This is a genomic window from Capilliphycus salinus ALCB114379 (assembly GCF_047276495.1).
GTDB lineage: Bacteria > Cyanobacteriota > Cyanobacteriia > Cyanobacteriales > Microcoleaceae > Capilliphycus > Capilliphycus salinus.
In genome coordinates, this window is the sequence record NZ_CP178543.1 from 6,358,226 (window position 1) to 6,375,314 (window position 17,089).

The window sequence follows — 17,089 nt, forward strand, 5'->3', positions numbered from 1 at the left end:
GGGGAGGATGTCAACCGTCATTCGGTGAACTCGTTCCACAACCGGGGTAAATATAGCTTAATATTGCGATCGCAATACCTGCGGTAGGAAGGTTGACCCGAAAACCAACCCCATCCTTACTTTCAACCTCTTCATCCTCCACGAAATCAAAAAAACATTTTTCTTTTTTTTCGGGAAACTCTAAAGCGGGACTCCAGTAAACGAAGCATTTTGAGGCGTTTCGGAGCTTAAGATCAGCCATACCACTTTTCTTTTCTGGGATACTGCGATCATCGCTTACTGAGAGACGACAGCGTGAAAAAAAGATAATTTTTTCTGAAGGGGAAACAAATTACCACCAAACACTATTTGGCAAGGGTTTCGGTTGGTATTCCTCTGACAAGATGGAGGCTGCGATCGCAATAAAAACGGGACAAGCTCACGAAACAATTAGGTTTTCAGGCTGAATGATCGCAAATATGCGCGTCAATGGAGCGACAAAGAAGCGGAATCTGTTTCGAGGTTTTATCGCTCAAACCCTTTACCAAAGCAATTTTAACCCTTATTTTTCGCCCCTTTATGAATTTTTGCGATGTTTTTTTTCCTCCAGTCCCTTGCATTTTTTTTTCGTTTGTGTCAACATACAAAAAGTAGGAGAAAATTACCATCCTTTCTCCTACTCCAAGTTGAAGTATTTACTTTATTTAATGTCCCCCGCAAAGGAGGCGGGTTCACAATGACTAATAATAACGAATTTCCCGAACAAAGTCAAGTTAAGCTATCCTCTCAAAAAATTAGATCGATTTTATCTGATCTCTCTGAAAATTCCCCAATTTCTCTGATAGTTTTGTATAGCGTGAAACTTTTGAATATAGATAAGATTGATGCAACTGAGAAAGACATAGGCAAAATTGCTAAATTAGGAACCTCAGCTACCAACACTCATCTGCGAAAACTATGCGGTATTACGGGAGAATCCGTAAAAGACCCGTTATCCGATCCCATTGTAAATCGTACAGTAAATCAATCATTACGCGCAAAGCCGCATATATATCAGGTCAAAAGCGAGATCGATCTCAAACATATTCAGCGTGCAATGACGAAAGCAAATATCGAATATCAAGATTACGATCAAAGCTTTGAAGACGAATATTTAAAGGAAAAATTAGAAAACCAAGACTTAGATGAAAACTTGCAAGACAAGATGATCAACGCTCAGAAGCATCTTTCTTCTGGACAGGAATTAGTCGTCAAACAACTGCAACATGAAAAGGACCAATTGAAGCAGGACAACGAACGAAAAAATCAAGAGATTGAACTATTAAAGCAGGAGAACGAACGAAAAAATCAAGAGATTGAACTATTAAAGCAGGAGAACGAACGAAAAAATCAAGAGAATGAACTATTATATAGTCGTTTGAAAAAAGAAATACAATTGCAATTAGTTTAGGGATAAATTATTGGGCGCAAGCCGCAGCGCCCCTACGAATTTTTTAATCGCTTTCAACAACACAAACAATCTTACCAACCGCTCGCCCCGTTTCGCTGTAACTGTGGGCTTCAATAATATCAGAAAGTGGAAAAACCCGATCAATAACCGATTGAATTTTACCCGCTTCTATCCAATCTCGCAACGCATCTAAATCTCGACGATTCGGCTGTGCTAACACTAATTTAGCGGATTTACCGGGAAGTAACCAAGTTTGAGCCGAAGCCAGAATATTTTCGGGAGTTGGAAGGGTAGAAATATAAATTCCATCCGGTTTTAACACTTTCTCACAGTTGTAAAAGGTTTGTTTTCCCACCGCATCTAAAATAATGTCGTATTGGGTTCCTTGTTGGGTAAAATCAACTTGAGTGTAGTCAATTACAATATCGGCGCCCAACTGTTTTACCCGTTCTAAATTGGCGCTGCTACAGACTCCCGTGACTTCGGTTTCCATCACTTTTGCTATTTGTACGGCGTAGGTTCCTACCCCTCCAGAAGCGCCGTTTATTAATACTTTTTGTCCGGGTCGAATTTGACCCAAATCAAACAATGATTGTAGCGCTGTTAACCCCGCAATGGGAACCGCTGCTGCTTCTTCGTGCGTCATGGTCGAGGGTTTGGGGGCGGTGATAGAAGCCGGAACCGCAGCATATTGGGCGCAAGCACCCCCAGAAACCGGGTTGAGACTGGTGTAGACTTCATCTCCCGGTTGAAAGCCTGTGACTTTTTCTCCGACTTCTACCACCACTCCAGACAAGTCCGCACCAATTTTTTTCGGAAAATTATAACCGGAGATCAGTTGTAAGCTTCCCTGTCGCATTTTCCAGTCAACGGGGTTTACACTGGTGGCGGAGATTTTAACTAATAGTTCATCCGGTTTAATTTTGGGTCTGTCTATCTCTCGATATTCCAACACGTTGGCTGAACCATATTGATTAAAAATAACCGCTTTCATGTCTAAATCCTCAGTCTGTTTCCTGATGCTTGATTCCTTGTTCATTTAATGTATCGTGTATTTCTCTATTTGTCATCATGGTTTTATTAATTTGATTGGACAGAACTTCAATTCCTAGCAGAGTCCATTTGACCAACTGCGGTCCGGCTCGCACGTCTGGGCTAAACTTGGCGCCTGACTGGGGAATTGATTCTTTTTTCGGTTTACATCTCGATGCTTTTTGAGGTAAAATTTCCGGTCGGATGCGTTGGAGAATTGAAAAATTATAAAGGGTTAATTGCAGTCGGAAAATGACTAAAATTGTTTTTGATACGTCCTACAGGGTGCAACCGGGAGATACGGTTAAAAGTATTGCTGAAAAGGGGTTTAAAGATGGCGATCGCTGGCGGGAAGTTCGCCTAGAAAATGGAACTCATTTTACTTCTCTCGATTCTTCTCAATTGCTAGCAGGTCAACGGGTTTATCTGCCGATTAAAATCGGTGAACGAGTCCATCCACCCTCGGCATACGGACAAGGCGATGATTTTTTATCAACGGATGATTTGATGCCGTTATCGCCGATTTATAGCAACTTTTATCAGGGTTTGATTCGCTTCTCTCCGGCTAGTTTACTTTTAAAACGCCCAATTGTTCAACCGTTGATTGAGCATTTTTTAGAAGGCAAAGGCGGAGTTTATCAGCATGATATCAATGCGCCCTTATCCCGTTTGCTTGAAGATTCACCGCCTTTTAAGTCGGCGTTTAATTCGGTTGTTCGTCAAATACAGCAGCAAATTTCATCTTTTGTTAGCTTGAATGATTTTGATGTCAATAAGCTCAAAATTTCTATTCCGCATTTTGGGTTTAAACCGGGAAAAGCTGATTTAACATTGTTCGCCGCAATTGGCGGAATTCAAGGGGCGGAGTTGTTGCTGAAACGATTTACATTCAACCCAGATTATTCTTACTCTTTTGAGGTGTTTTTTGTGATTTATGATGATTTTGGACTCGGGAAAGATGATCGCTATAGTCCGAGTTTATATGCGGCTTGGAATTTACAGCATCGCGGAGAAGCCAAACCGTTTGTTAATGAAATTATTCTACAGAAAACGATAACCGGAACTTTAAGCGTTTCGGAAAAATAAGACAGCCGCTTTCTTGACAAAATTATTCACAATCAAGACTTGAGTCTGTTGATTAAAAAGCTTTTCCCTAAAAATGACTTGAATAGATAGAGAGAGTTGTGCTATTCTAGAATAAATATTATTGGCAAAGTGTCAAGTTTTGTTAATTTTATTTCAAATAATTATGAAAAATAAGACTCCCAATCATCCGGGGTAAAATAGAATTAAACCCAACCGTTGATTTCAAGTCCATAACCAATTTTTCCAGACAATGTTGAATTTAGAAATAGACCCGGCTCTAACTTTGTTTTTACTATTTTTTCACTGTTTAATGGGTGGAATAGCCGCTTTAATTGCCAAACAAAAAGGTCGCCGTTTTAATCGGTGGTTAATTTTCGGATTAATTGGCGGAACACCCGTATTTTTTACCGCTCTTTGGATTAAACCTTTATCGACTCGGGTTTAACTGAGATCGAACCTCAGTCTCAGAAACCGGATTTCTCTAGGAAAAAACTAGGGAATTTAGCTAAGAACAATAGCCAGAAATCCGGTTTTTTTTAGGTTAATTTAGCCAATCCTAATATCCAGAAATCCGGTTTATCCAAAACCTCATCTATTTTGAAAAGGAGAAAAGATTGATGAGTAAAACAGCAATTGTCAGAACTTCAGGTGATGTTTTAAATGTACGTTCGAGTCCGAATGGTGAGATTATAGATACCCTGGCTAATGGGACAAAAGTAACCGTAACCGGAGAACCGGTGAAAGGGGGAAATTGGAATTGGGTTTCAATTGGCCCAAACCGTTGGGTGGCGATGGAATTTCTCACGTTTTTATCGGTTTCCGAAGAACGTTCGTCAACCCCCAACGGACTCGCGGGGGCGAAAGTGGTGGCGAGTCAAACCTCAGAAAAGATAGCGGGGGGGTTAAAAGTATATGAAACCGAATTAATCGATAGTGAAGGTCGGGTGATTGATAGAATACGCTGTGTATCGGGTCGAGTCGGTTTACAAGATCCGTCCGACGTACCGGGATCTCAAACCCCGATCCCGTTTGGGGTGTATACCTTTGATATTCCGGGTCATGTGGAGTACGCACCGGGAGAGTTTGGGGGGGTGTGGTCGCCCGTGACCCCAACCTTTAAAACCCGGCGAGGGGGGTTTGGGGTACACTACGATCCTTCGACCTTTGAAAACAACTCCCAAACGGGAACAGGAGGCTGTTTAGCAACACCAACCCTCGACGAACGAGAGATAATGACCAATTTTATTGTCAATTACAAACCCATATACTTGATTGTAGAGAAAGGGGATTAACTCTACTGAGAAAAGGAGTTTTCAAGCTATGACGTTCTGTATAGGGAAGAGGGGAGTTAATATGTTATTCTTAGCCAATGTGCTAGAACAGACAGAAAATTTCTCCAATGCCTTTTTGTAGCCCCTCCAAGCTAACGAAAAGCGCCGATCATCAAGAGAACATTTTTTGTTTGACTCCAGGTCGTTGGAGAGGCGTACATAGCCGTTTCTCCAGAGTTAGACAAATCTGTATGTGTAAGTTCATTCCGTTCAGGGATTGAGTGTAAAGGTCTTATGAGTATTGAGAAAATTGTTGAGCAAGCTTTACAAGATGGTTACTTAACGCCTTCTATGGAGGCAGAAGTCGGACGCATTTGCAACACCGCATCCGAATTATCAATCGAGGAGTACATGGCACTCGATCGCCTCATGGGAGCCTTGTTAACGGGTGAAGTGGTTGTTCTACCCCGCAAACAGTTTATCAACGTCATGGAAGAGTTGGTTCTCAGCGAAGCGATCGCCCGGGTGGCCGATATTGAGGATAGCAATGAACAATCGCTCGATGTTGGGGATATTGCTGCATATGCGCTCAACCGACTTCCGCCTCTGTATGCAACAACCGAAGAAGGCGCTCAATATCAGCGTTCTAAAGCCAGAGAAGAACTCTACGATCTCATTTCCAGTCAGGTCAAAGAGGCGATCAATCTGAATTTAGACCGAGTTGCCCAAAACAAAACCGTATTCGCACAGTTGTCCGGTGAAGGCGTCCTGGGTAACATTAGCACCTTGCTCAAAACTTATGCTGAAAATTACGAGCAAGGTCATTAAAGCGGCTTTCAGGAGTCCGTTGAAACCTCCTCGGGTGCAGACTCGGGAGTGGGACGAACGGCCGGTTGAGCAGCACGCTGTTCTCGCCGTTTGCGTTCGGCTTGAGTCATTTCGTCCATAACGGTACGAGCTTGCATCAATTTTTCTAAATTGCTGCGATACAGTTCGAGATCCTTTTGCAATTTGTCCTGAGGTATGTTTAATCCCGAAGCGATTTGAGCCAGAGTTTGATCGGTTGCTTCCTTGTCCTCGATCGCTCCGCGATCAGCCTGTTCGATCAGGGTAAATAAACCAATGGCAAACAGGCGACTGTACTTGTACTTGGGATTGGTGGCAATCCGATGAAAGGAACTCTGCAAGTCGTTATCGCCGCTCTCGTTAGCGGCCTGATTCGCCCAAGAGACAATATCCTTGACCGAGAGGGTTTGAGCCAATTGCTGCAATCGCTCGGCTTCGGCCCGATAGCGCTGGGGATCATCTTGCAAAGCACCAATCAAAGCATTGAACATCGACTCCCGATCGGATGCGGGTAGATATCCTTCCATAAAACGGTCGAAGGCGGTCACGACCCCCAAAGCATAAATCGGATCGTATTGGAAATCCACATTGACCGACAGTAGGTGCATCTCAACCATTAATTCCTCGATCACCCGACGGTAAACCGAGTTGATCGGGCGAGTGTGAATGCTATAAAAAGCGCGTTTAGTATCAGAGACAGTACGGATGTTGTTCACAAGCCATTCTTAAGAGGGACTTAAGATTCTATTGTCTCTCCTGAAGACTCGTTTGCCAAGCGAGATCCCCCTAGCCAATCTGACAAGACTCGGGTTAGTCTGTATTATGGACTGCAAAATAGAAACTGCGGTAACAAAAAGTTAATCCCCGCTCAATGGCTTGGGGAGGCGCAATTTTGAGTCTGACAATTCCTCTTGTCACAGTTCAACGTTAGAAAAATAAATCTTTTCGAGGAAAACTTGCATGACTGCAACAACCGAACGTATTCAGTACGAAATTAAAGATCCCTCTTTGGCAACTCAAGGAAAACAGCGCATTGATTGGGCGGGACGGGAAATGCCCGTTCTGCGATTGATTCAAGAACGCTTTGCTAAAGAAAAACCCTTTGCGGGTATCCGCTTGGTTGCTTGCTGCCATGTCACGACAGAAACGGCTCATCTGGCGATCGCCCTGAAAGCAGGCGGTGCGGATGCGATCTTAATTGCCAGTAACCCCCTGTCCACTCAGGATGATGTTGCTGCTAGCTTGGTCGTCGATCACGGTATCCCCGTTTTTGCGATCAAGGGAGAAGATACAGAAACCTACTTGCGACACGTTGAAACCGCTCTGGATCATCGTCCCAACATTATCATCGATGATGGGAGTGATGTGGTTGCAACTTTGGTGAAAAATCGCCAACATCAACTTTCCGATCTGATTGGGACCACCGAAGAAACCACCACAGGTATTGTTCGTTTGAAGGCAATGCTCAAAGATGGCGTGTTGACCTTCCCGGCGATGAACGTTAACGACGCCGATACCAAACATTTCTTTGATAACCGTTATGGTACGGGTCAGTCTACCCTCGATGGTATCGTTCGGGCGACTAATATTCTGTTGGCGGGCAAAAATATCGTTGTTGCCGGCTATGGCTGGTGCGGTAAAGGCTGCGCCCTTCGCGCTCGCGGCATGGGTGCTAACGTGATTGTGACTGAAGTTGACCCGGTACGCGCGATCGAAGCGGTAATGGATGGTTTCCGGGTGATGCCGATGGAACAAGCAGCCCCCATTGGCGATCTGTTTATCACGGTGACAGGAAACAAACACGTGATTCGCTCCGAACATTTTGATGTGATGAAGGATGGGGCGATGGTTTGTAATTCGGGTCACTTTGATATTGAAATTGATCTCAAGTCCTTAGCCCAAAAAGCGACCGAAGTTAAAGAGGTTCGCAACTTCACCCAACAGTACAAGCTGCAAAATGGTAAGTCTGTGATTGTACTCGGAGAAGGACGACTGATTAATTTGGCCGCTGCTGAGGGTCATCCGAGTGCGGTAATGGATATGAGTTTTGCTAACCAAGCCCTCGCTTGCGAGTATCTGGTGAAGAATAAAGGCAAACTTGAACCCGGTATGTACTCCATTCCCACCGATGTCGATCAGGAAATTGCCCGACTGAAATTGAAGGCAATGGGGATTAACCTCGATACCCTCACCGACGAACAAATTGAGTACACCAACTCTTGGGCGTCCGGTACCTAAAACAGTAACCAGTGACCAGTGACCAGTGAGCAGTCAACAGTGACCAGTCAACAGTAAACGGGAAAAGGGTGCGGTGAATATTAACCGATGAAAACGCTGGTCACTGGTAACAGATAACTGATAACTGTAATCACTGGTGACTGGTGACTGTAAAGACTGGTGACTGAAAACCTTCCCTTTTCCAATACCTGTGTCTAAACTCTCTGTTGAACTGCAACGTTACTTCTTTGATGAAGAACGCTTTCCCCAAGTCACCCTGGCTGATATTCTCGATATCGCTGGCGAACGGGTCTTTGGGTTTTTGTTTGTGATATTGTCTTTACCTTCGGCTTTACCGGTTCCGGCGCCGGGTTATTCGGTTCCCTTTGGGATTTTGTTGTTTCTTTTGGCGGTTCAGCTTCTAGTTGGATCGAAACGACCTTGGTTTCCGCAAGGATGGCTCAACCGTCCCATCGACCTAAAAACCGTGCAGGGTTTTTTAAAAGGCGGAATTCCCTGGTTACAGAAAATTGAGTTAATTTCTCGTCCCCGCTTAAGCTTTGTTTGCACCAGTTTTCCGGGTCGGATTATCATCGGGTTGGCGATCGCGTTGATGGCTATTTCGATGATGATTCCGATTCCGGGAACCAATACTTTACCCGCGATCGGGATTTTTGTCACCGGGTTTGGTTTACTCGATGATGATGGTGCAATTAGTTTGGGGGGATTGGTGCTGTGCGTGATGGGAGCAGCCCTTTCGACGCTAATTTTGATTTTTGGTTACGAAGCGGTAAAAGGCGGAATTAACTTAATTCGTCAGTCATTTTAAGCGATTCGGGGAAGGGCGGCGACGATACCGCCCTAATTTGCCCACAAACACGATGAATCGAGCATCGATGACGCGATCGCTCTCTAGCCCAGTTCACTCTAGAAGTCCAGCGATTCGGGGTAACGCTGATTTCCGACGGTGAACCGATTAACGCCACTCCTGACTCAAGGCGGTCCAAGTTTGTTCGTCAACGACCCCATCGCCTTCTAAACCTTTAGCCTGTTGATAGGCAATCACCGCAGCTTGGGTGCGACTACCAAAGACCCCATCAACAGGACCCGGATCGTAACCTTTGACCTGTAAACGGGTTTGCAGGGTGATCACCTTCGATCCTTTGGTTCCCTTGCTCAACACTTCGACAGGGGGGGCGACCGCTACGGGCTGAGGATTGACTTCGAGAAGCTGCCAGGTTTCCCGATTAACGATTCCATTAACTTCTATTCCTCGGGCTTGCTGGAAGGCTCTAACGGCCTGTTCTGTACGGGGGCCGAATACACTATCAATCCGACCGGGATCAAAACCATGAACTTGTAGGCGCTGTTGTAAGCCTGTCACCTGCGATCCTCGGGTACCGGGTTCCAAAGTATAACGTCGGATCGGTTGAGGAGAAGCTTCATAAAACGGATCGGAAAATAGACCCTCTTGGGGGGGTTGGGAAGGAGAAACAAACTCCGGAGAACGTCGAATGGGAATTTGCAGTTCCTCGCTGAAACTAAAGTCTTTGGTGGGGAGATCGGTTTTGAGGTCAGAGGTGGCCCGAGCGGTGGAATTAAACCCCAAAACGGCTACAATCAGTGAACTGGCTAGGATAGCATTTTTGATAAACATGACGGGTTATCGGTGAACTTTATTGGCAGTTGATCTACAGACGGAATACACTTGATTGAATTTTATCATCTACCTCCGATAGTAAAATCCGGTAAAAGATAGAAGATCTATTCAAGTCTATTTGCAAAATCATCGAGGGGTGTACCGGAAAGGATTTTTAATTACAAAACGTAAAAATCTAGAGTTTGAGATTGTAAATATATCCGTATTTGTTCCGAATGTAATTGAGAAACGGATCGAGACTCAACCCCCGGCCTGTAACCCGTTCCAGGAGTTCCTGGGTCGTAAACTTGCGGCCGTGCTGATAAATGTGATGTTTGAGCCAATCACGCAAGCGCTGAAAGTTTCCGCGTTCGATATCAACCGGAATTTCTGGATCGTTAATGATGGCGGTTTCGTAAAACTGAGCGGCGATCAAGTTCCCCAATGTATAGCCGTGAAACATTCCGCCAATTAAGCCAATATACCAGTGAACATCTTGTAAAACGCCGTTGGTATCGGTTGAGGGAACAAGACCCAAATCTTTTTGATATCGTTCGTTCCAGGCCTTTGGCAAATCCCCCACGCTCAGAGTTCCTTCTAACATTGCCAATTCCAGATCGAAGCGAATCATCACGTGTAGATTGTAGGTGACTTCATCGGCATCGGTGCGAATTAAAGACGGTTGTACTTTGTTGATAGCGCGATAAAATTGTTCGCTAGAAGTTTGTCCTAGCTGACGAATAAATGTACCCTGGAGTTGGGGATAAAACCACTCCCAAAACCCTCGACTGCGACCGACCAAATTTTCCCATAACCGCGACTGACTTTCATGGACGCTAAAAGAAGTTCCCATTGCCAACGGCGTTGCTTCTAAGTCCGGGGAAAGTCCTTGTTCGTACATAGCATGACCCATTTCATGGATACTGCTAAATAAGGCTTGATCGAGGTGATGTTCATAAACTCGGGTGGTAATTCGTACATCCCCAATGGAAAACTTGGAGGCAAAGGGATGTAAAGTTTTGTCTTGACGGCCTCGGTTAAAGTCGTAACCCAAACGAAACAGCACGCCTTTGATAAAGTTGAGTTGTTCTTGTTCGCCATAAAATTGATGCAGACAAGAATCATCAACCTGAGGGGCGGAGGCGATCGCTTGGACGAGGGGAAGAAGCTGTTGTCGCAACTGCTGAAAAATCGGTTTGATCGCGTCCACACTCAGGCCGTAGTCATTGCGCTCAATTAACGGATCGGCGACCTGTTTGCCGCCATAAAAACTGGCCAATTCCCGAGACAGATCTAAAGTTTTCTCTAAATAGGGTTGGACTTTGGCAAAATCATTGGCCGGACGGGCCTCTGACCAGGCTTCATAAGAGGCGGCTTGATGCTGAGATAGCCTTGCCATAAATTCCGATGGAACTCGAATCGCCCGTTGATAGTCTCGGCGTGCAATTGCAATTAAACTCGCGGCGAGAGAATCCTGGGGAAGGGAGGCTTCGTAGGGGCGCAAATCTTCCAGGAGTTGTCCGAGATTGGGATCGGTAAGTTTTTCGTGAGCAATCTGTTTGAGGGTGGCGATTTGACGTCCTCTAGCGGCGGCGCCCCCGGCGGGCATATAGGTGGCCTGATCCCAATGGAGTAGGGCAATCACCGATTCAATATCGTTAATCTCACTCAAACGCTGTTTAAGTTCGATTAATTGAGGTTCCTGGTTCGGCAGTGGCATGATGGCGGTGTTGGTCGGATAGACACTATATCATTTCTAGTGTGCCATTCGTTAATATTAATCCTGACAGGGTTTAAGCAAATCAACTCATTCACTTATGAAGTCTTAATTGTTGACGGATTGATCACTTTTTTTGGGGTCTGGAAACATTGAGGGGCATAGTCTCTGGAGCCACCCCCAATCCGCCAACTTGAGAGTTTATATTCTGGTGTACAATCTGATGGTATTTTCGTGTTCCGAAGTGATTGGTATGTCAACAATGACTTATAACGAGACAGCAAATTCGGTAACAGGTGAAGCAGATGCCAAGGCAAGAACTCGCTTGCTTTTAACATTGTGGGCGTTAGGAGGAATTCAAGCCAAGGTTAAGAAAAGTGAACTCACCAGCAAGGTAAAGCAAAAGCGCCAAGGTAAAAAAGTGGGTATTTATCAGGGGCTTTATGATGAACTCAAAACCGCCGGCGCCATCCGAATAGAAAAGGAAAATCAAGTGCCTATGGTTTCCATGACTGACACCGGAAAACGAATGTTAGTTCAAGCACTTAGAGATCCTGAATTTGAGTTTGAAGGAACGGTTGTCGCCGCCCGATTAGCAAATGCTCTGGTGGAATTGATTCGTCAAATTGATGATACGATTCCTTATCTAAGTTCTGAGGAAACGACGGGAGAAAATGATTCGCCTCCCCAATAATAAACCCAGAAGGCGATCAGATTCATGCCCGAAAATCATACCCGTTCCACTTATGCGGTTTGATTGAGTCCCTTGTCTGAATGGGTAAAACTTGAGTTCTATACTCTAGAATAGTTTGGTTGCTATCAACAACAAAACCGCTTTGAATTCCATAGGTTGGCTTTGGTCGTGTTTTCATCCTACTCATTGGGAATTCAATTCCAGATTTAATCTTTTCCACCGGGAAGGGAGAATAATCTTAAATAAGGGTTGATTCGGTTGATAGAGTTTCGCTTCTCACGCATTTTCCTCTCGTATGAATACCCTCGATTTTTCAAGAAAATCTACCGCTCTTTTGTTTTTATTGACTGGGAAGTTACGACTTCTATAGGTGCGTTAGGTTAACGCACCTTTAAGTTCTCATTACCCGCTCTTAACCCCTTGTGGGAACGCTTCTCCACAGATTGAACAGTCACGCTTCAATTTTTGCGGTGATCAGATGACGCTTGATTAAATAAAAATCCCAAACCCAATACAGTTAACGCTACGACTGATGTGGGTTCTGGTACTTTGGGAAATTGCGATTTTACCGTAGAATAAGCTACATCTGCAATAATTTGATGACCTGCTGTTGTTGGATGCAGTTGATCCCAGAAAAAATATTCATCGGGATTGGGAAGTTCTTCGCAGTTAACTTCCAAACAAGCGGTGACTGCATTAATCCAACTGTCTGTAACATTTGTAAATCCAAATTCGGCGGGATTTTCAGCAATACGGTTTGAGGTGGTGTAAACATCTACTTCAGCAATATTAACACCGATTAAGGATTGATTCAAGTCTTCTACGGCCGAATTTAATAAAAAATTATGGGCCGCAGTTAACTGATTGAAAGGTTCCTGTAAACCGAAATTTGAAGCAAGCGGAGTATTCCCCAAACTCGGTAAATTGAACACCAAGAAATTCCGGGCGCCCACATCATAAAGCGATTGTACCGCATTGGATATATTATTAACCGGTATTGTCGGATCGCTATCTTGACCCAGAAGAAAATTGCGAACATAATCATTTGCACCCGCCCAAATTACATAAAGCGCCTCGGAATTTGCCGATTGATTTTGTGCTAATAAAGGGGCTATAAAAGAATCCAGTTGTTGAGTTAATCCGGGTAGGGGTTCGGAAATATTGCGGAGAATATTAATCGTATTGTCATCGCCCGATGTCGCCCCTCCAAAGGAATAATTAACGCCATCAGCAGACGGAACCGGACTGGTAACACCAGAGGGATTTAATCCTAACTTTGGGGTAAAATATTCGGTCCAAAGGGGGCCGTTAGAAAAGCGTCCTAAAGGCGTTTCGGGAACTTGTCCTTCTGTCAGGTTGTAAAGATTTCCCGGATCGGAAAGACTATCACCAAAAACAAAAATTTGCTCAAAACGAGAATCAAAGCTAGCCGCTTCAACCGGAACAGTTCCCACCGTTCCCAAACCAAATAATGTTAATAAAGAAGTGCTTAAAGCAAGCTGAGTATAGTAGATGCGAGACATAGATGACACTCTGATTGAATTCAAAAATCTTGATGTTATTTAATTTAGCATCCACCTCAGAAAAAATACAGAGGGTAATGTAAAGCTTTCACCGGATCTCTGTAAACTTTCGATAAACTCAAATTTTAGATAAATATTTTTTGTTTTACTCTAATATAAAAGACTGAATTATCTGCTACAAAGACTTCTCGGGTGTCGGGTGTCGGGTCTCGGGTTTGTAGGGGCGGGTTTTCAATTAATCTATCATTTCCCGCAGACAACTAATATAAACCCGCCCCGATGTTGTGTAAAGCCGATGATTTATTACAGTTTACAGTTTACAGTAACCACCTGACCAATTATAAGTGTTCACTCTTGAGAGTTAACTGAAAACTGTAAAAACTGGTCACTGGTTACTGGTCACTGTTTACTGTAATCAACCCATCCTACTATTTTATTAGAAAAAAATCAAGACTCTTTCAAAGTTGATCGCATGGTTGGGAACATAATGACATCCCGAATACTTTGAGTATTCGTTAACAACATGACCAGCCGATCTACACCAATTCCCATCCCGCCACAGGTTGGCATTCCTAATGATAACGCCTGAATAAAATCTTCATCCATCGGGTGCGCTTCTTCATCTCCCGCATTTTTTTGGGCGAGTTGTTCTTCAAACCGTTTGCGCTGATCGACCGGATCATTTAACTCAGAAAATCCGTTAGAATATTCGGTACCGTGAATAAATAATTCAAACCGTTCGACATAACCCGGTTTGGAACGATGGCGCTTGGCTAAAGGACTGACTTCGACGGGAAAATCAATAATAAAAGTCGGTTCCATCAGGGTAGATTCTACTTTTTGATCGAACACCGCATAGAGCAAATATCCCAAGGTTTGAGTGTGCAGTTTTGAGGGGTTTAAACCCAATTTTTCCGCTTCTTTAATGGCTTCTCCCAAGTCCAAGGTATCGAAATCTAAGCCTGTTTTTTCCCGCACCGCTTCCACCATTGTTTGCACTTTCCAATGCTTTCCGGTGAAACTGGGATAAATATCGGTGTAGTCGTATTTCCGCTCTAAGCTAATTTTATCATCGAGATAATCAACTTCGCTGACATCGCCCAAGACATCTTTTGCGATCGCACAGATTAAATCTTCAACCAACGTCATCAAGTCAAAATAATCGGCATAGGCTTGATAGGCTTCTATCGAGGTAAATTCGGGGTTGTGGGTGCTATCAATTCCTTCATTTCTAAACACTCGCCCAACTTCAAATACCCGTTCAAACCCGCCACAAACTGCCCGTTTTAAGAACAATTCTGTGGCAATTCGCAGATACAAATCGATATCCAAAGCGTTGTGATGGGTGATAAACGGACGCGCCGCAGCACCCCCGTAAATCGCTTGTAAAACCGGGGTTTCGATTTCATCAAAGTTCGCATCCCAGAGATAAGTTCGCATACTTCTAAGAATGCGACTGCGAAGTTTAAACGTTGCAAAAGATTCGGGGTTGCTAACTAATCCTAACTCGCGATGACGCCGACAAATTTCGGGATCGTTGACGCCATAATAGGAGTCGGGAAAGGGAATGGTTGCTTTTGAAAGGACATCCAAGCGTTCAACTTGTACGGAAAGTTCGCCCCGGTTTGTGCGACAACCAATTCCTTCGGCGCTGACAAAATCTCCGGTATCTAATAATTTTTTGATTTGATTAAAAGATAATCCACCCGCTTCACCGGTGACGAGTTTTTTCTCGATTTTTAGTTGAATGGTTCCCGACTCATCGGTTAACCCAATGAAGCCAATACTTCCACTATCGCGTTTGAAGGTGATGCGACCACAGACTTTAAGCGGACGGTTTTCGGGGTCTGTTTCGCCGTCTGCGAGTTCGTTTCCGGGTTGGGAGAATAGGTCTTTGATCGCTTCGGTGGTGTGGGTTCGCGCAAAGGACTGACTGGGGTAGGGGTCTATTCCGAGCGATCGCAAGTCGTCTACTTTTCGCGAACGGACTTCGGCTTCGTTGCGGGTTTCATTTTGAGCCATACTTAGAATTTCCTGTAACAGTTCAAATCTAAACTTCTATCATAACTTGTAACCCAACTGTATTTTTTCGGACGGCGATCGCCTGGAATTCTTAATTTTATCTAAAAAAAGTAGGTTGGGTTAAGCGAAAGCGCAACTACAGGATTTCTTAAAAAAAGTAGGTTGGGTTAAGCGATCGCGAACCCAACACCCCATAATTTTTGTAATAATTTATTGTTGGGTTTCGTTTCTCAACCCAACCTACAACAATTTTTATTGATATATTTGGCGGGTATGCTGTTAAATATTCGGGTAAATTTTTAAGGTTTTAAGCGTAACGTTTGGGCTTATAATTTGGTAAGGATTTGGAGAAAATAAGATGGACGCCAAAGAACTGTTAGAGAAATATGCTCAAGGCGAACGGGACTTTCAGGGAGTTGAACTGAAAGGGGTTAATTTGAACGGTGCAAATTTAAGTGAAATTAATTTGAAAGATGCAGACTTGACGGGAGCAAAGTTAGATGGTGTTAATTTAACTTACGCAGTTTTAAAAAATGCAAACCTTTCTGCAAGCGATCTTGATAAGGCAAAATTAATGAATGCTAATTTAGAATCTGCAAACTTGAGTCAAGCATATTTGCGTAACACAGATTTCACTGGAGCTTGTTTAAATGAGGCTAATTTTAGTCAAGCAGATTTTAGTAATCATAAAGTCAACTTTCAAGATGCAGAACTTTATAAAGTAAAACTATATAAAGCCCAATTGCAAAATTGTGACTTAACAAACGTTATTTTTAATAATGCTAATTTCAGCAGGGCAAATCTTGAAAAAGCAAAACTAAGAGAAGCTAGTTTAGAAAAATGTAATTTTAAACACGCTAATCTTAAAGAAGCTGACTTAATTGGAGCTAATGTAGATGGAGCCAGCTTTATTGGTGCTGACTTAACTTATGCTAATCTTTATCGAGCTAATATTGAACAAGCGGAAATTTTAGGTGCAATTATGCCCGATGGAAAGATTTATGAACCGGATAACTATAAAATAATAGTCAGAACGCCAGGAACTCAACAACAAAAAGTAATTCATACAGACAAAGCACCCGAACCGCCAAACTCTCGAAATCAAGCCGTTATTGTGAATGGGATGATATTTGTAGCCGGACAAATTGGCATCGATCCGCGACTAAATAGCATATTACACGAAGAAGATGTCGGCAAACAAACCGAACAAATTATGGCAAATTTAGAGATAATATTAACCGAAGCGGGATCAACTTGGGCGGATGTCGTGAAAACCACAATATTCTTAAAAAATATGAGTGATTTTGCAGCGATGAACGCTATTTATGCTAACTATTTCGATGCTGAAATTGCTCCGATTTGCGCTTGCGTTGCGGTGTCCCAACTTCCCCAAAACGCCCTCGTTCAAATCGAATGTGTGGCGTTGAGTCGTTAGATAAAATGATGTTTTTATGATTCCTCCCTAGCCCTCCTGACCTCTCCCTAACCCTCTCCTACGAGGAGAGGGAACGAGAAGAAAGATTTGAGTTGAAAGAGAAAATAATTAATACTTTTAGATATTTAATAACCTGAAAAATTCCCCCTCGCCTTTTAGGAGAGGGGGTAAGGGGGAG

16 protein-coding genes are annotated in these 17,089 nt (G+C 43.6%); 9 read left to right on the forward strand and 7 right to left on the reverse strand.

Going from position 1 to position 17,089, the window contains the following annotated elements; genetic code table 11:
* Positions 1 to 10: 10 nt before the first annotated feature.
* Positions 11 to 241: a hypothetical protein gene (locus ACL6C3_RS25580; RefSeq protein WP_413162371.1), complete on the reverse strand. Its 231-nt coding sequence runs from the start codon at positions 239 to 241 to the stop codon at positions 11 to 13.
* Positions 242 to 715: 474 nt separating this feature from the next.
* Between ACL6C3_RS25580 and ACL6C3_RS25585 the strand changes: the two genes are divergently transcribed.
* Entirely contained in the window at positions 716 to 1,429 is a 714-nt protein-coding gene (locus tag ACL6C3_RS25585) for a hypothetical protein (RefSeq protein ID WP_413162373.1), read from the forward strand.
* Positions 1,430 to 1,472: 43 nt separating this feature from the next.
* On the opposite strand, the gene ACL6C3_RS25590 is transcribed toward ACL6C3_RS25585, so the two are convergent.
* Positions 1,473 to 2,423 carry an NAD(P)-dependent alcohol dehydrogenase gene (locus ACL6C3_RS25590; protein ID WP_413162375.1) on the reverse strand — a complete coding sequence of 317 codons (951 nt, stop codon included), beginning with the start codon at positions 2,421 to 2,423 and terminating at the stop codon, positions 1,473 to 1,475.
* A gap of 290 nt (positions 2,424 to 2,713) precedes the next feature.
* Between ACL6C3_RS25590 and ACL6C3_RS25595 the strand changes: the two genes are divergently transcribed.
* The 4 genes from ACL6C3_RS25595 (at position 2,714) to ACL6C3_RS25610 (ending at position 5,646) form a co-directional block, all read left to right on the forward strand.
* Positions 2,714 to 3,547 (forward strand): hypothetical protein, encoded by an 834-nt coding sequence (locus tag ACL6C3_RS25595; protein WP_413162377.1) that lies wholly within the window; start codon positions 2,714 to 2,716, stop codon positions 3,545 to 3,547.
* Positions 3,548 to 3,797: 250 nt separating this feature from the next.
* A complete protein-coding gene (locus ACL6C3_RS25600) occupies positions 3,798 to 3,992 on the forward strand; it encodes a hypothetical protein (RefSeq protein ID WP_413162379.1) in 195 nt (64 codons plus the stop codon).
* A gap of 172 nt (positions 3,993 to 4,164) precedes the next feature.
* Positions 4,165 to 4,839: an SH3 domain-containing protein gene (locus ACL6C3_RS25605; protein ID WP_413162380.1), complete on the forward strand. Its 675-nt coding sequence runs from the start codon at positions 4,165 to 4,167 to the stop codon at positions 4,837 to 4,839.
* Positions 4,840 to 5,112: 273 nt separating this feature from the next.
* Positions 5,113 to 5,646 carry a late competence development ComFB family protein gene (locus tag ACL6C3_RS25610; RefSeq protein ID WP_413162382.1) on the forward strand — a complete coding sequence of 178 codons (534 nt, stop codon included), beginning with the start codon at positions 5,113 to 5,115 and terminating at the stop codon, positions 5,644 to 5,646.
* An 8-nt stretch (positions 5,647 to 5,654) separates the two neighbouring features.
* On the opposite strand, the gene psb29 is transcribed toward ACL6C3_RS25610, so the two are convergent.
* On the reverse strand, positions 5,655 to 6,380 hold the full coding sequence (gene psb29 / locus ACL6C3_RS25615; RefSeq protein ID WP_413162383.1) for a photosystem II biogenesis protein Psp29: 726 nt from the start codon (positions 6,378 to 6,380) through the stop codon (positions 5,655 to 5,657).
* A 244-nt stretch (positions 6,381 to 6,624) separates the two neighbouring features.
* On the opposite strand from psb29, the gene ahcY reads away from it, so the two are divergent.
* A complete protein-coding gene (gene ahcY, locus ACL6C3_RS25620) occupies positions 6,625 to 7,902 on the forward strand; it encodes an adenosylhomocysteinase (protein ID WP_413162384.1) in 1,278 nt (425 codons plus the stop codon).
* 190 nt (positions 7,903 to 8,092) lie between these two features.
* Positions 8,093 to 8,710 carry an exopolysaccharide biosynthesis protein gene (locus tag ACL6C3_RS25625; protein ID WP_413162385.1) on the forward strand — a complete coding sequence of 206 codons (618 nt, stop codon included), beginning with the start codon at positions 8,093 to 8,095 and terminating at the stop codon, positions 8,708 to 8,710.
* Positions 8,711 to 8,857: 147 nt separating this feature from the next.
* On the opposite strand, the gene ACL6C3_RS25630 is transcribed toward ACL6C3_RS25625, so the two are convergent.
* Positions 8,858 to 9,538: a peptidoglycan-binding domain-containing protein gene (locus ACL6C3_RS25630; protein ID WP_413162387.1), complete on the reverse strand. Its 681-nt coding sequence runs from the start codon at positions 9,536 to 9,538 to the stop codon at positions 8,858 to 8,860.
* A gap of 178 nt (positions 9,539 to 9,716) precedes the next feature.
* Entirely contained in the window at positions 9,717 to 11,240 is a 1,524-nt protein-coding gene (locus ACL6C3_RS25635) for a carboxypeptidase M32 (RefSeq protein ID WP_413162389.1), read from the reverse strand.
* Positions 11,241 to 11,499: 259 nt separating this feature from the next.
* Between ACL6C3_RS25635 and ACL6C3_RS25640 the strand changes: the two genes are divergently transcribed.
* Positions 11,500 to 11,931 carry a hypothetical protein gene (locus ACL6C3_RS25640; RefSeq protein ID WP_413162391.1) on the forward strand — a complete coding sequence of 144 codons (432 nt, stop codon included), beginning with the start codon at positions 11,500 to 11,502 and terminating at the stop codon, positions 11,929 to 11,931.
* Positions 11,932 to 12,389: 458 nt separating this feature from the next.
* On the opposite strand, the gene ACL6C3_RS25645 is transcribed toward ACL6C3_RS25640, so the two are convergent.
* A complete protein-coding gene (locus ACL6C3_RS25645) occupies positions 12,390 to 13,454 on the reverse strand; it encodes an SGNH/GDSL hydrolase family protein (protein WP_413162392.1) in 1,065 nt (354 codons plus the stop codon).
* Positions 13,455 to 13,901: 447 nt separating this feature from the next.
* Entirely contained in the window at positions 13,902 to 15,476 is a 1,575-nt protein-coding gene (gene lysS, locus ACL6C3_RS25650) for a lysine--tRNA ligase (protein WP_413162394.1), read from the reverse strand.
* A 358-nt stretch (positions 15,477 to 15,834) separates the two neighbouring features.
* On the opposite strand from lysS, the gene ACL6C3_RS25655 reads away from it, so the two are divergent.
* Complete coding sequence (locus ACL6C3_RS25655) at positions 15,835 to 16,911, forward strand: Rid family detoxifying hydrolase (RefSeq protein WP_413162395.1); 1,077 nt, start codon at positions 15,835 to 15,837, stop codon at positions 16,909 to 16,911.
* Positions 16,912 to 17,089: the final 178 nt, after the last annotated feature.